The organism is Stenotrophomonas sp. STEN038 (assembly GCF_056759895.1).
In genome coordinates, this window is record NZ_JBRRDW010000027.1 from 1 (window position 1) to 14,326 (window position 14,326).

At 62.9% G+C, this 14,326-nt stretch carries 9 protein-coding genes; 6 read left to right on the plus strand and 3 right to left on the minus strand.

Features of this window, described 5'->3' with window-relative positions:
* Window positions 1-263: 263 nt before the first annotated feature.
* The 6 genes from ACVOLS_RS12420 (at window position 264) to ACVOLS_RS12445 (ending at window position 10,892) form a co-directional block, all read left to right on the plus strand.
* The gene (locus tag ACVOLS_RS12420; RefSeq protein WP_303749795.1) at window positions 264-572 is read left to right on the plus strand and encodes an STAS domain-containing protein; all 309 of its coding nucleotides are present in this window, start codon (window positions 264-266) and stop codon (window positions 570-572) included.
* Entirely contained in the window at window positions 569-934 is a 366-nt protein-coding gene (locus ACVOLS_RS12425; protein WP_038688521.1) for a response regulator, read from the plus strand. The genes ACVOLS_RS12420 and ACVOLS_RS12425 overlap by 4 nt, the downstream gene beginning before the upstream one ends.
* A 36-nt stretch (window positions 935-970) precedes the next feature.
* Window positions 971-2,932 carry a chemotaxis protein CheA gene (locus ACVOLS_RS12430; protein ID WP_481545832.1) on the plus strand — a complete coding sequence of 654 codons (1,962 nt, stop codon included), beginning with the start codon at window positions 971-973 and terminating at the stop codon, window positions 2,930-2,932.
* Window positions 2,933-3,231: 299 nt separating this feature from the next.
* Window positions 3,232-5,484: a methyl-accepting chemotaxis protein gene (locus tag ACVOLS_RS12435; protein WP_481545833.1), complete on the plus strand. Its 2,253-nt coding sequence runs from the start codon at window positions 3,232-3,234 to the stop codon at window positions 5,482-5,484.
* A gap of 133 nt (window positions 5,485-5,617) precedes the next feature.
* Entirely contained in the window at window positions 5,618-8,251 is a 2,634-nt protein-coding gene (locus tag ACVOLS_RS12440) for a methyl-accepting chemotaxis protein (protein WP_481545834.1), read from the plus strand.
* Window positions 8,252-8,660: 409 nt separating this feature from the next.
* Complete coding sequence (locus ACVOLS_RS12445) at window positions 8,661-10,892, plus strand: methyl-accepting chemotaxis protein (protein ID WP_481545835.1); 2,232 nt, start codon at window positions 8,661-8,663, stop codon at window positions 10,890-10,892.
* Between the two features lie 72 nt (window positions 10,893-10,964).
* On the opposite strand, the gene ACVOLS_RS12450 is transcribed toward ACVOLS_RS12445, so the two are convergent.
* From ACVOLS_RS12450 to ACVOLS_RS12460, 3 genes are all read right to left on the minus strand, one after another.
* Complete coding sequence (locus ACVOLS_RS12450) at window positions 10,965-12,350, minus strand: FAD-binding oxidoreductase (protein WP_481545836.1); 1,386 nt, start codon at window positions 12,348-12,350, stop codon at window positions 10,965-10,967.
* 33 nt (window positions 12,351-12,383) lie between these two features.
* On the minus strand, window positions 12,384-13,406 hold the full coding sequence (locus ACVOLS_RS12455) for a GNAT family N-acetyltransferase (RefSeq protein ID WP_481545837.1): 1,023 nt from the start codon (window positions 13,404-13,406) through the stop codon (window positions 12,384-12,386).
* Between the two features lie 117 nt (window positions 13,407-13,523).
* Complete coding sequence (locus tag ACVOLS_RS12460) at window positions 13,524-14,276, minus strand: class I SAM-dependent methyltransferase (protein WP_481545838.1); 753 nt, start codon at window positions 14,274-14,276, stop codon at window positions 13,524-13,526.
* Between the last annotated feature and the right edge of the window lie 50 nt (window positions 14,277-14,326).

A 14,326-nucleotide genomic window follows, 5' to 3' on the forward strand; every position in this document is an offset into this window, starting at 1 on the left:
GCTGGTAGGTTGGTGTGTTTGATTGGGAGGGCGCTTGCTCTGCGGGGATTGGGTTTGCTCTTTTCCGCCCCGGCCTTGGGGGGCGCCCCACTACCCAGTTAGAAGCTACCCCTCCCCAACCCTCCCCTTTGCTGCGCGAAAGGGAGAGGGCAAAGTGACAAAACCGTGCGCTCGTTAACACTATCTGCTGCAGCGCATCGCAACCCTAAAGATCACTGGCATATCGCCGCTATCTCTCCCAGTAACGTTTGTTCGGAGCAACGATGAGCACTGTGGCCCTGGCGCAGGATCTCGGCATCGAGTCCACCAGCGAGTTGAAACAACACCTGGCAACCCACCTGCCGCAAGCAGGCGAGTTGCGCGTGGATGCCAGCCAGGTAGGCCGTGTGCACACCGCCGCGATGCAGGTGCTGTGCGCCTTCGTGCTGGCCCGCCAGCAGGCAGGCAATGGCACCGTCTTCGACAACGCTACCGACACCTTCCGTGATGCCGCGCGCCTGCTCGGTGTCCTCCGGACCCTTGGTCTGGAAGCAACCCCTGACACAACGAAATCTGTGGAGAACGCTGCATGAGCGCACGAATCTTGGTGGTGGACGACTCGGCGTCGATGCGCCAGATGGTCTCTTTCGCCCTCACCTCGGCCGGCTTTTCGGTTGAAGAGGCCGAAGACGGCGCGGTCGCCCTGGGCCGGGCCAAGGGACAGCGTTTCAACGCCGTGGTCACCGACGTCAACATGCCGAACATGGACGGCATCTCGCTGATCCGCGAACTGCGCCAGCTGCCGGACTACAAGTTCACGCCGATGCTGATGCTGACCACCGAGTCGGCCGCCGACAAGAAATCCGAAGGCAAGGCCGCCGGTGCCACCGGTTGGCTGGTCAAGCCGTTCAATCCAGAACAGCTGGTTGCCACCGTACAGAAAGTCCTGGGCTGATCAGCCCACCTGCCCCACCGATCGGATACCGCGCCAATGAGCATGGACCTGCAGCGTTTCCACGCCACCTTCTTCGAAGAAAGCCGCGAAGGACTGGATGCAATGGAAGCCGGCCTGTTGGCACTGGAAGACGGCCAGCACGACCCTGAAGTCATCAACTCGGTGTTCCGCGCCGCCCACTCCATCAAGGGCGGTGCTGGCACCTTTGGCTTTGAAACCATTGCTGCACTCACCCACGTGCTGGAAACCCTGCTCGATGAGCTGCGCGCTGGCAAGCGCGCACTCGAAAGCAACGCGATCGATGCGATGCTGGGGTCGGTGGATGTACTGCGCGCTTTGCTGCGCGAAGTCGAACACGGACAGCCTGCCGACCCGGCAGCGGTCAAGGCGATAACCGACCGCTTGCAGGCCGTGCTCTCGGGCGCGGCGCCGGTTGCCGTAGCAGCAGTCAAGCAGGAAGAAACCCCGGATGCCTGGCAGATTGGCTTTGCCCCGGCACCATCGCTGTTCATGAGCGGCAACGACCCGCTGCGCATCATCCGCGAGCTGGAAACCCTGGGTTCCCTGCATGTGGAACCGCGCATGGCGCGCCTGCCCAGCTTCGACCAGCTCGATCCGCTGGAAGCCTACCTGGCCTGGGATCTGGGTCTGGTCGGCAAGGTGCCGCGCAGCCGCATCGAAGACACCTTTGCCTGGGTAGTCGATGACTGCGAACTGGATATCCGCCCTGCCGCGCCGCCCAGCCTTGCAGTGGATGCACCGGCCGCTGCGGTTGCCAACATCGCCGAGGCTGCCGTCAAGGCACCTGCCAGCGGCCAGCAGCACGAAGCCGAAAGCTCGATCCGGGTCAGCGTCGACAAGGTAGATGCACTGATCAACCTGGTCGGCGAACTGGTCATCACCCAGGCCATGCTCAAGCAGGTTTCCGGCGGACTGGATCCAGCCCATGCCGAGCAACTGCTGGCCGGCCTGGACCTGCTCGAACGCAATACCCGCGACCTGCAGGAGGCCGTCATCGGCGTGCGCATGCTGCCGGTGGATGCCGTATTCCGCCGCTTCCCGCGCCTGGTCCGCGACCTCTCCAGCCGCCTCGGCAAGCAGGTACGCCTGCGCACCATCGGCGAAGGCACCGAGCTGGACAAGGGCCTGATCGAAAAGATCGCCGATCCGTTGGTGCATCTGGTCCGCAATTCCATCGACCATGGCCTGGAAATGCCGGACGTGCGCCGCGACTCCGGCAAGGACGAGACCGGCACGATTACCCTGGCGGCATCGCATCAGGGCGGCCACATCGTCATTGAGGTCAGCGACGACGGCCGTGGCCTGAACCGCGACAAGATCCTGGCCAAGGCGCTGGAACGCGGCCTGAGCGTGCCCGACAACCCCAGCGATTCGCAGGTCTGGGATCTGATCTTCCAGCCCGGCTTCTCCACCGCCGATGCGGTCACCGACCTGTCCGGTCGTGGTGTCGGCATGGACGTGGTCCGCCGCAACATCCAGGCGCTGGGTGGCGAAGTACAGCTGGAGAGCCGCACCGGTGCCGGCACCCGCGTGCTGATCCGGCTGCCGCTGACGCTGGCCATCCTCGATGGCATGACCGTCTCGGTTGCCGGCGAAACCCTGATCCTGCCGCTGGCCTACGTGCTGGAAGCATTGCAGCCGCAGCCGGACGATATCCGCACCATGGCCGGCGAAGGGCGCGTTCTGCGCGTCCGCGGCGAATACCTGCCGATCCTGTCGCTGGGCCAGTACTACGGCTATCCCGACAATCCACAGGCCGACCCGCTGGTCGTCGTGGTGGAAGGTGACGGCCAGAAGATCGCGCTGGAAGTGGATGAGTTGATCGGCCAGCAGCAGGTCGTGGTCAAGAACATCGAGAACAACTACCGCCGCATCAGCGGTGTATCCGGCGCCACCATTCTTGGCGACGGCCGCGTCGCGCTGATCGTCGATATTGGTGGGCTGGTGCGCTCCCTGCGCACCCAGCAAGCAGCCTGAGGACACCGTAACAAGCACCTGACGCCGCACCCCCAGCTTCTGGGCGTGCGGCGTTTTTCCGTGCTCGCGTGCATGCAGGAAATAACTGCGATCGCAGGACAAACGCACAAGGCAGCTTGGCTGAATCATCGCCGCACAACGCCTTCAAGAACATTACAGGCGTGCCGATACCGCATCGCAATGCAATCAGGTATGTCAACCAACCTGGGTCGCCGTCGCGACCAGCAGCACGCACGACATTCCACAGGAGCGCCGGACCTGTGGATCGCCCCCTATGCCCGCCTACGGAGATGTCTGCAATGAAGTGGTTCCAGAATCTGTCGATCACGCGAAAGCTGGTGCTTGCGTTCTGCAGTACCAGCCTGCTCACCCTGCTGCTTGCGCTGTTCGCGCTGTGGCGGATGAACGTGGCCGACACCCAGATACAGCAGGTCAACAACAACTGGATGCCGGCCGTCCAGCAGCTTGGCGAAATGCGTGCCCAGCTCGGTGAATACCGCACCTTCGAGCAGGCCCAGCTCAACTACCAGGGCAATCCGGAACAGCTGGCCGACTACGACAAGCGCATGGCTGACAGCCGCAAGCTGATTGAAGCTGCTGAGAAGGCCTACGACGACATCGAAGCCGACTACAGCGCCACCGAGCTGGCCATGTACGACAACATGAAGCAGCAGCGCGCTGGCTATTTCGAAGCGCACGACCGTATCGCCGCCGCGATCGCCGCCGACGACTTCGTCACCGCCAACGCCATCTCCAGTGGCGATTCACGCAAGCTGCGCCGCGCCCTGTTCGATCAGCTCAAGCAGATGTCGCAGTACAACCAGGAGCAGTTGACCAAGCAGACGGCCGAATCCCGCAGCGCGCACCAGCGCTCGTTGATCGCCATCGTGATCGGTCTGGGCCTTGCCCTGCTACTGGCCGCCGCATTGGGCTGGGCGATCATCCGCGCCATCATGCTGCCGCTGGCCGATGCCGTGCGCGTGGCCGATGATGTGGCCGCCGGCAAGCTCGACCGCCGCATCGACGCCTCGCGCCGCGACGAGGTTGGCATGCTGCTGCAGTCCATGCAGCGCATGCAGGCGCAGCTGCAGTCAGTGATTGGCGCGCAACGCGAGATGGCGCGACAGCACGAGACCGGCATGATCAGCTACCGCATGGACGAAAGCGCCTTCCCCGGCGACTACGGCGTGATGGTCAAGGAAAGCAACGCACTGGTCGCTTCGCACATCCAGATGCTGCTGTCGGCTCTGGACGTCATCAAGCGCTATGCCAACGGCGACCTGTCCGTCGACATCGAACGCCTGCCCGGCGAGAAGGCCGTCATCACCGAGACCGTCGATGCGGTCAAGGCCAGCCTGTCGTCGATCAACAGCGAGATCAAGCGTCTGGCCGGTGCCGCCGCACAGGGTGACTTCTCCGTGCGCGGTGATGCCGACGCCTACCAGCATGATTTCCGCGACATGGTCAGCAGCCTCAACCAGCTGATGGAAACCACCGACGGCAACCTGTCCGAGCTGTCGCAGCTGCTGCAGGCCATCGCCCGTGGCGACCTGACCGCAAAGATGCAAGGCGATTTCCACGGCGTATTTGCCAACATGCGTGACGACGCCAATGCCACCGTTGAGCAGCTGACCGACATCATCGGCCGCATCCAACACGCCGCATCCAGCATCAACCTGGCCTCCAGCGAAATCGCCACCGGCAACAGCGACCTGTCGCGCCGCACCGAGCAGCAGGCCGCCAACCTGGAAGAAACCGCGGCCTCGATGGAGGAACTGACCTCCACCGTGCGCCAGAACGCAGAACACGCACGCCAGGCCAACCAGCTCGCCATCGGCGCGCATGGCGTCGCCAGCCAGGGCGGCACCGTGGTCGGCCAGGTCGTTACCACGATGAGCGCGATTGAAGCCTCGTCGAAGAAGATCGCCGACATCATCAGCGTCATCGACGGCATCGCCTTCCAGACCAATATCCTGGCGCTGAACGCTGCGGTGGAAGCCGCCCGCGCCGGTGAGCAGGGTCGCGGCTTCGCGGTGGTCGCCTCGGAAGTACGCACCCTCGCCCAGCGCTCTGCGGCTGCCGCCAAGGAGATCAAGGGCCTGATCGACGACTCCGTCGGCAAGGTCGGCGAAGGCTCGGTATTGGTGCAGCAGGCTGGCGCTACGATGGACGAGATCGTCACCTCGGTGCAGCGCGTAACCGACATCATGGCCGAGATCTCGGCGGCCTCGCAGGAGCAGAGCGCCGGCATCGACCAGGTCAACCAGACCGTGATGCAGATGGACGAAACCACCCAGCAGAATGCCGCACTGGTGGAAGAAGCCACCGCCGCCGCGCGTTCGATGGAAGACCAGGCCAACCAGCTGAGCGAAGCGGTGGCCGTGTTCCGCACCGACGCCGTGCAGGCCGTCGTCGCGCAGCCGCAGCCGTCCAAAGCAGCGTTTGCGCCGGCAGCCCCTGCCCCGGCACGTCGCCTGCGTGCAGTCGCCCCGGCACAACGCGGCAATGCCGCAGTGCGCGTCGACAACGATGGTGACTGGCAGGAATTCTGATCGCCAGCTTCACACGTATGAACGACGCCCCTGAATAGGGGCGTCGTCATTTCAGTGCAAGAAAACGCTCCAGCTCGGCCTGCAGATGCCGATGTACTGACAAACCCCCTACCTATCAGGCCAGCAGTAACCCATGTCTTTGCCCACTAATTTCCTCACCCGCAGTATTGCAATGCGCTTGATGCTGGGAACGGCATTGGTCGCGACCTTCGCATTCGGCCTCACCGCATTGTTCATCTACCTGCGCAGCAGCGATGCGCTGCTGTCGGCCTCGCGGGTCAGTCTTGAGAACATCGCCCAGCTCGAGGCCCAGCGCATCTCCACCGAGCTCGGCCACGGCTTTGAGGCCAACGACACCTTGTCGCGCAGCTTCCTGGCATTGCGACAGCAAGGCGGCTTCAGCCGCCTGAGCGCTGCGCAGGTGCTGCATTCGCAGGCATTGAACAATCCGCAGTGGGTCGGTGTTGGCACCTTGTGGGAGCCGCAGGCCTTCGACGGCGACGATGCCAACCATATCGATGCCGACGGCCATGACGCCAGCGGCCGCTTCATGAGCTACTGGGCCTGGCAGGACGGCGCACCGGTACAGGAACCACTGCGCGGCTACGACGTGCCCGGCGATGGTGACTGGTACCTGCAACCGGCCGCGACCAAGAAGCCGTCCGTGCTGGAACCCTACATCTACGAGATCGGCGGCAAGAAGATCCTGATGACCACGCTGGCAACGCCTATCGTCCAGGACGGTCAGTTCCTCGGCGTGGTGACGGTGGATTTTGCCCTGCAGTCGCTGCAGGATCGCCTGTCCAAGATGCGCCCGATGCAGGAAGGTTACGTCCGCCTGCTGTCGCCCGTGGGCACCATCATCGCCGACCGTGATCCGGCCAAGGTCGGCAGCAAGGCCGATGATGCGGACACGCGCACCATGCTGGCCAACACCGCCAGCGACAAGATCACCTTCGAACAACGCCATGATGCGGCTCTCGACGAAGAGGTAGTGGAAACCTATGTTCCGCTGAAGATCGGCAACGCCGAGCAGACCTTCGCCTTCGGCGTCGTGGTGCCGCGCGCCCTGTTGATGGAACAGGCACGGGCCCTGCTGTGGACCATCGTCGTGGTCGGCGTGATTGCCGCCCTGCTGCTGTGCGGCGCGCTGTTCCTGCTGCTGCGCAGATTCGTCTTCAAGCCGCTCAACGAGGCCGTCAAACTGTCCGACAACATCGCTGCCGGCAAGCTCGACAATGCCGTCAGCGTGCAGCGTGACGATGAGCTGGGCGCCCTGCTCACCTCGATGCAGCGCATGCAGTCCCAGCTGCAGTCGGTTATCGGCGCGCAGCGTGAGATGGCCAGGCAGCATGATGTCGGTGTCATCAGCCACCGCATGGATGAGACTGCATTCCCGGGCGACTATGGCGTGATGGTCAAGGAATGCAACGCACTGGTCGCTTCGCACATCCAGATGCTGCTGTCGGCTCTGGACGTCATCAAGCGCTATGCCAACGGCGACCTGTCCGTCGACATCGAACGCCTGCCCGGCGAGAAGGCCGTCATCACCGAGACCGTCGATGCGGTCAAGGCCAGCCTGTCGTCGATCAACAGCGAGATCAAGCGTCTGGCCGGTGCCGCCGCACAGGGTGACTTCTCCGTGCGCGGTGATGCCAATGCCTACCAGCATGATTTCCGCGACATGGTCAGCAGCCTCAACCAGCTGATGGAAACCACCGACGGCAACCTGTCCGAGCTCTCGCAGCTGCTGCAGGCCATCGCCCGTGGCGACCTGACAGCGAAGATGCAGGGTGACTTCCACGGTGTATTCGCCAACATGCGCGACGACGCCAACGCCACCGTCAGCCAGCTGACCGACATCATTGGCCGCATCCAGCACGCTGCCTCCAGCATCAACCTGGCTGCCACCGAAATCGCCACCGGCAACAGCGACCTGTCGCGTCGTACCGAGCAGCAGGCCGCCAATCTGGAAGAAACCGCGGCCTCGATGGAGGAACTGACCTCCACCGTGCGCCAGAACGCCGAGCACGCACGCCAGGCCAACCAGCTCGCCATCGGCGCGCATGGCGTCGCCAGCCAGGGCGGCACCGTGGTCGGCCAGGTCGTTACCACGATGAGCGCGATTGAGGCCTCGTCGAAGAAGATCGCCGACATCATCAGCGTCATCGACGGCATCGCCTTCCAGACCAACATCCTGGCGCTGAACGCCGCGGTGGAAGCCGCCCGTGCCGGTGAGCAGGGTCGCGGCTTCGCGGTGGTCGCCTCGGAAGTACGCACCCTCGCCCAGCGCTCTGCGGCTGCCGCCAAGGAGATCAAGGGCCTGATCGACGACTCCGTCGGCAAGGTCGGCGAAGGCTCGGTACTGGTGCAGCAGGCCGGTGCAACGATGGATGAAATCGTTACTTCGGTGCAGCGCGTGACCGACATCATGGCTGAGATTTCAGCGGCCTCGCAGGAGCAGAGCGCGGGCATCGACCAGGTCAACCAGACCGTCATGCAGATGGACGAAACCACCCAGCAGAATGCCGCGCTGGTGGAAGAAGCCACCGCCGCCGCACGCTCCATGGAAGACCAGGCCAACCAGCTGACCGAGGCAGTGGCGGTGTTCCGAACTGCTGCGGATAGCGGCAGCAAGTCAGCAAACAAGGCGCCGGTGGCGACCGTCACACAGCATCCGCAACAACGTCCGCGCCCGGTTGCCGTCAGCAACCGCAGCGGTCAGGCAGCGCGCAAGCTGGATGAGGCGAACTGGCAGGAATTCTGACCGTCCCGCCGTTACACAAAGCCCCCGGCCGCCAATGCCGGGGGCTTTTTTGTTTCCGCGGTTCACCAGCTTGAGCAACACGCTGAAAACCGCCACTTGAGAATGATCGTAAGAGAGCTGATGAAATAATCTGAAATGGTGAATGGGCGCACATTCACTCCAAGCGGCGCATCACTAAACCATCCTGATGTTTTTGAACGGCTAAGACTTGTGACGTGCACTCAGCTAATTGTGCTGAATCCTTCAGAATTCCGGACGTAGAACCCCCTACAGCGCAGTAAGAAAACGCCGTTATCGGCTATGACAACACCCGCATAGGCTTGCGGCGTGGACACTACGCTGCGCAATCCAGGGTTGGATGAGACCCCTCCGCAGCGTCCAAATCTGCAGTCGATCCGGAGAGTTAGAGATGGAGTTCTTTCGCAACCTCAGCATCGCCAGAAAACTCGCAGTTGCTTTCACCCTGACCACGCTCACCACGCTGGCCATGGGCGGCTTCGCCGTAGTGCGGCTGAACCAGGCCACGACCCAGCTGGAACAGGTCAGCTCGCGCTACATGCCGGCCGTGCAGTATCTGGAGCGGATGCGCGCCGATCTGGCTGAAATTCGCATCGCCGAGCTGTCGCAGCTCTCGCACCTGCATGAACCCGCCTTCGTCGCCGAGTACAACCAACGCATCAGCGATCAGCGGCAGAAGCTCGCTGAACACCGCAAGCAATACGAAGCCTTGCCAGCCGACACCACCCAGCAGGGCCTGTACGCGGAGATGGGCAAAACCTTGGATGCCTACTTCAGTGCACACGCGCTGATGGAGAAGGCGATAAATGAAGGCCAGTTCGAGCTGGCCCAGAGCGTCTCCAACGACCAGTCACGGATCAGTCGTCGCGATCTGTTTGATGCGGTCGAGAAGCTCAGCAGCCACGTCGCCTCGGTACTGGACAAGGAAGTGGCCAACGCCAATGCCGCGCAGGCCCGCAGCACCACCGCGATCCTTGTCTGCATGTTGCTGTTGGGCCTGTTGTCTGCCGCCTTGGGCGTGGTGATCGTGCGCGCCATCGTGCGCCCGGTGAATGATGCCCTGCGCGCCGCCGACGACGTTGCCAACGGCCGCCTGGACAGCAGCATCGACAGCAGCCGCAAGGATGAAGTCGGCGCCCTGCTGGCTTCGATGCAGCGCGTGCAGAACCAGCTCAAGGCCGTCATCGGCGCGCAGAACGAGATGGTGCGCGAGCACGACCAGGGCGCGATCAGCTTCCGTATCGACGAATCCCGTTTCCCCGGCGAGTACGGGCGGATGGTGCGCGAGGTCAACACCCTGGTTGCCCAGCACATCGGCGTCAAGATGCGCGCTGTCGAGGTAGTGCGCCACTACGCACGCGGCGATCTTTCGGTGGACATGGACCGTCTGCCCGGCGAGAAATTCGTCATCACCCAGGCGATGGACAGCACCAAGGCCAGCCTGTCCGCGATCAACAACGAGATCAAGCGGCTGGCCCATGCCGCAGCGGCTGGCGACTTCAGCCAGCGTGGCAATGCCGATCAGTTCGAGCACGATTTCCGCGACATGGTCGGTGGTGTCAACTCGTTGATGGAAACCACCGAAATCAACCTTGGCCACCTCTCCAAGCTGCTGCAGGCAGTAGCGCAAGGCGACCTTACCCAGCGCATGGAAGGCGACTTCCATGGCGTGTTTGCCCGCATGCGCGACGACGGCAATGCCACCGTTGACCAGCTGGGCGGCATCGTCGCAGGCATCCAGGCGGCCAGCGGCAGTATCAGCCTGTCGGCCAGCGAGATTGCCACCGGCAACGACGACCTGTCCCGCCGCACCGAGCAGCAGGCAGCCAATCTGGAAGAAACCGCGGCATCGATGGAGGAACTCACCTCGACCGTCCGCCAGAATGCCGAACACGCACGCCAGGCCGATCAGTTGGCACGTGGCGCCGCCGAGGTTGCCGCGCAGGGCGGCAGCGTGGTCGGACAAGTGATCACCACCATGAGCGCGATCGAGGCCTCGTCGAAGAAGATCGCTGACATCATCAGCGTCATCGACGGCATCGCCTTCCAGACCAATATCCTGGCGCTCAACGCTGCGGTGGAAGCGGCACGCGCAGGCGACCAAGGCCGCGGTTTTGCGGTAGTGGCATCGGAAGTACGCACGCTGGCGCAGCGCTCGGCCGCAGCGGCCAAGGAGATCAAGGGCCTGATCGACAGTTCGGTCGACAAGGTCGCCGAAGGCTCGCAACTGGTCCGCAACGCCGGTAACACCATGGACGACATCGTCGCCTCGGTGCAGCGCGTGACCACCATCATGGCCGACATCTCGGCGGCGTCGCAGGAGCAGTCCACCGGTATCGACCAGGTCAACCAGACCGTGATGCAGATGGATGAATCCACCCAGCAGAACGCCGCACTGGTCGAGGAAGCCACGGCCGCAGCGCGTTCCATGGAAGATCAGGCGCAGCACCTGTCCGCTGCGGTGGCACAGTTCCGCCTGGCTGGCTCGGTAAGCGCGACCTTGGCGAAAGTTGCTGCCAGCGCAAGCGCAGCACCGCCGCGCGGCCGCCCTGCACTGCGTTCAATCCCGAAGCCGGCGACTCGTGCATCTGTCACAAGCACCGACGATTGGCAGGAGTTCTAAGGCACAACTGCTTGCGGCGGGCGGACACTCTGCGGTCCCCCCGCCACCTGCAGGCTGCTCCGCACATTCCAGTCAGACAACGCGCTCGCTGACATCCGCCGCCAGCAGCGACACGCCCGGAAACACCCCATGCGCGTCATAGCGCTGCCGTAGTTTCTGCAGACGCCGCCAGGCATCGGCGGAGTAGCAGGTCGCGACCTCGCTCGAACGCGCCTCAAGATCGAACTCATTGATATAGCTGCCGGTGGCAAACTGCGCCAGCTGATCAAACACACCGCGCAGCCAATCACGGTTCAGATCGTCCTCGTCCTCGTCATTCCACTGCGCGTAGGCGGAGACGGAGAGCCGCCCATGGATCGAGTACGCAGCATCGGCATGCTCATGGTTCGGCCGCAGGATCAGCAGGCAGAACGTAGCTGGCGAAGGACGTTCCTGCATACCTGCAACCAGCACGTCAGCAACCTTCCCCACTGCATCGGTGAGGATGTTGTCGACCCGGTAGCGCTTGCTGACCATGGCCTGTTCGGTCTGGCGGTAAATGGGATCGAAGCTGTCGAGCACATGCTCGACGAACTCGCCCAGCCAGGGCTGCAGATCCATTTCCAGAGCCGCATGCAATGATCCGGCATTGGCGGCATCGTCGCAGAACACGCTGACGCTCAAGGCCGCAGGCACACCAGGTGCACCACCAAGCACAAGCATGACTTGAACACGATCATCATGCTTGCGTGCACACAAGGCCATCAGCAAGGGCTTGAGTTTGGCCGTATCCAGCGCGTAACTGCGCGCCAGCATCGCCCTGGGCGCAGGCCAGGCCCGAAGGTGAAACCGGACCACCACGAAGAACAGGCAGGGGCCGCCGCCTCGTGCCGCCCAGAACAGTTCCGCATTCTCGGTTTCGCTGACGTGCAACAAGCGGCCATCGGCGGTCACCACATCCAATGCAAGGATGTTGAAGGTGCTCATGCCGCCCCAGGCATCGCAGTTGATGCCCAATCCACCGCCCAGCAGGAACCCGGAAAGACCAACCTTCGCGCCGTGACCGGTAGGAAATGCCAATCCGTGCGGTGCCAAGGCATGCGTCAGCTGAGCACTGGTTGCACCCGGACCTGTGGTCACTGTTTCCTGCTCCGCATCCACCTCGATCGCGTTGAGCTGGGCCAGGTCCAGCAACAGGCCACCGCGATGCAGGAAGCTGCCTGCGTAACTGTGGCCCGAGCCTTTCACCGCAACCCTCAACCCGTGCAGGCGTGCGAAGTTCACGCTTTTGATCACGTCCTCCACCGACGCCGCTCGCACGATGTACTCCGGAAAGCGTTCAAAATGGCGCCGATTCCATGCCGTGCTGTAATACCAACTGGCGTACTCGGCATGATGACGGGACCTGACCTTGCCCTCCAATGTCTGCGAGAAGGCCCGATAGTCGTCGGGGAGCATCTTTGCGTGCTGCGGGTCCATGGTGGTTCCCTCGGATCATCCAGAAGACTGAAGTCAGACGGCGATAGCGCTTGTCGCTGAGTAAAGTGGCAACGGTTGCAGGCCAAGCCGAGTCTTGATGCGCGCGTTCAAGCGACCGGCTTCGATGGTGCGTATGCCTGCCCCCAGGGCCCATTCGTATGCATAGGCAAAACTGACGGTATAGGGGCTGTAATCGGTGAGGTCGTAGCGCATGCCGGCCGACCAGATGCACATCAACGTTCCATCCAGGAAGCAGATCAGGCCCCCGACCACCACGCCCTGGTCTTCCACCACCACCAGCCGGATCAGACCTGCACACGTCCGCACGAAACGTGCCAGCGTCTGCGCCGGGAAGTATTGCGGCGTTCCATTGCGCGCCGTGGTCTGCTGGCACAACTCGGTGAGCTGGTCCAGGCGGTGATCGAAGGGCGGACTGAGCAGACTGATGCCGCCGCATCCGGCAGCGAACTTGCGCAACTGACGGGTCATCTCATAGCGCCCATCCTTTGGCAACGCCTTGATCACGGCGTCGATATCTTCAAACCGGGTCATGTCCATGAAATAGCGATCGACGAGGTAGCGCACCGCCAGCCCCTGCTCCGCCAATTGCTGCCGGGCCTGATCACTGGCGACGTTCAACAGCCCCACATACTGCGCGTCCAGCTGCACCGCCAGCGTCTTGAGCGCAGCAACCAATTCATCCTCTGCTGCCGCTCCTGGCAGCACGATCACGCCGCTGTCAAAGCAGTGCATCGCGTGGCTGAAAAGCGCGCATTGCTCACGATCACTTTGAATGCCCGCAGTGCGCCCAAGCAAACCAAAAGGATCCACGGTCTGCACCAGCTGCAGGTACGCAGGCACGAAGCCGACCAGCCTCCCGTCTTCGCGGGCGAGCAGGTAGAACGCCCCCTTGATCGCCAACAAAGGTGAACGCTCGGCAGCGCACAGGAAGCGCCAATCGTAGAAGAACGAGGCGCCACTGGCGTGGTGAAACACGCGGTACTCAGCTTCATCCATCTGTTCGATGGAATTCAGTATTTCCACTTCAATGGGCATCGCTCTACCCTCGGGGACGCTCGCCGCCCCGGTGACCAGACCGAGGGCAGGAGCGAAGGCATGGTTCATCTACTGCAAGTGCATCTTGCCGAGCACCGCTGGTGGTAGCCAGCGCTGCTAGCGCTTGCGGCACTCGATGATTGCCGCGTGCGGCTCATCGACATAGGCCTGCAGCGCCGGCGGCACCTCGCCCAGATCGTGATCCGCCATCAGCCGCGGATTCGACCAGTTGATATCTTCCGCACCCGCTCTCAGCAATGCCGCCTCGATTGCCTGCTGCGACCAGTACCAGGCATGCACACTGGCTTCGTACTGGCGGTAGCGCAGATCCAGGCGCAGACGCCCGCCTTCCTGCCAGGGATTGGCGTCATCATCCGGCGTCAGCGTGAAGCCGCAGCCTTCGTAGTAACTCGGCGCTGGTGCGTAATGTGCATGGATCGGCAATGCGACCAAGCGACCACCGGGCTGCAGTGGCGACATCATCTCCGCCGCCATTTGATCCAACTCCGCCAAGGTCGTGGCGTAAGGCAGCACATAGACCGCCAGTACAAGATCGAAGTTGCCGTTGGTGGTTTCATCCAACGTGGAGTGGAAGCTGATATCCAGACCATCACGCTGCGCGCAGCGGCGTGCGTAATCGAGCATACCCTCGGCAAGGTCATATCCAACCACCTTGCGTGCGCCTGCGCGTTTCAACAGACGCGAGTAGTAACCGCTGCCACAGCCATACTCCAGGACATCAAGTCCATCGAGTGGGCCCAGCGCCGCAAACACGCTTGGGGTTTCGATGTACTTCCGGAATGGCCAGGTTGCCATGTCCTCGTAGAGCGAACCCAACTGATCGAACTGATCTGCGGCTTCCTTGCTCATCTGCTGTTCCCTTGCGTTGAGGGTACTGCCCGGAAGTTGCAGATGCTCAC

Coding starts and splice junctions, on each gene's coding strand:
- ACVOLS_RS12425 (WP_038688521.1), top strand. CDS start 569: ATGAGCGCACGAATCTTGGTGGTGGACGACTCGGCGTCGATGCGCCAG.
- ACVOLS_RS12430 (WP_481545832.1), top strand. CDS start 971: ATGAGCATGGACCTGCAGCGTTTCCACGCCACCTTCTTCGAAGAAAGC.
- ACVOLS_RS12455 (WP_481545837.1), bottom strand. CDS start 13,406: ATGCCCATTGAAGTGGAAATACTGAATTCCATCGAACAGATGGATGAA.
- ACVOLS_RS12460 (WP_481545838.1), bottom strand. CDS start 14,276: ATGAGCAAGGAAGCCGCAGATCAGTTCGATCAGTTGGGTTCGCTCTAC.
- ACVOLS_RS12435 (WP_481545833.1), top strand. CDS start 3,232: ATGAAGTGGTTCCAGAATCTGTCGATCACGCGAAAGCTGGTGCTTGCG.
- ACVOLS_RS12445 (WP_481545835.1), top strand. CDS start 8,661: ATGGAGTTCTTTCGCAACCTCAGCATCGCCAGAAAACTCGCAGTTGCT.
- ACVOLS_RS12420 (WP_303749795.1), top strand. CDS start 264: ATGAGCACTGTGGCCCTGGCGCAGGATCTCGGCATCGAGTCCACCAGC.
- ACVOLS_RS12450 (WP_481545836.1), bottom strand. CDS start 12,350: ATGGACCCGCAGCACGCAAAGATGCTCCCCGACGACTATCGGGCCTTC.
- ACVOLS_RS12440 (WP_481545834.1), top strand. CDS start 5,618: ATGTCTTTGCCCACTAATTTCCTCACCCGCAGTATTGCAATGCGCTTG.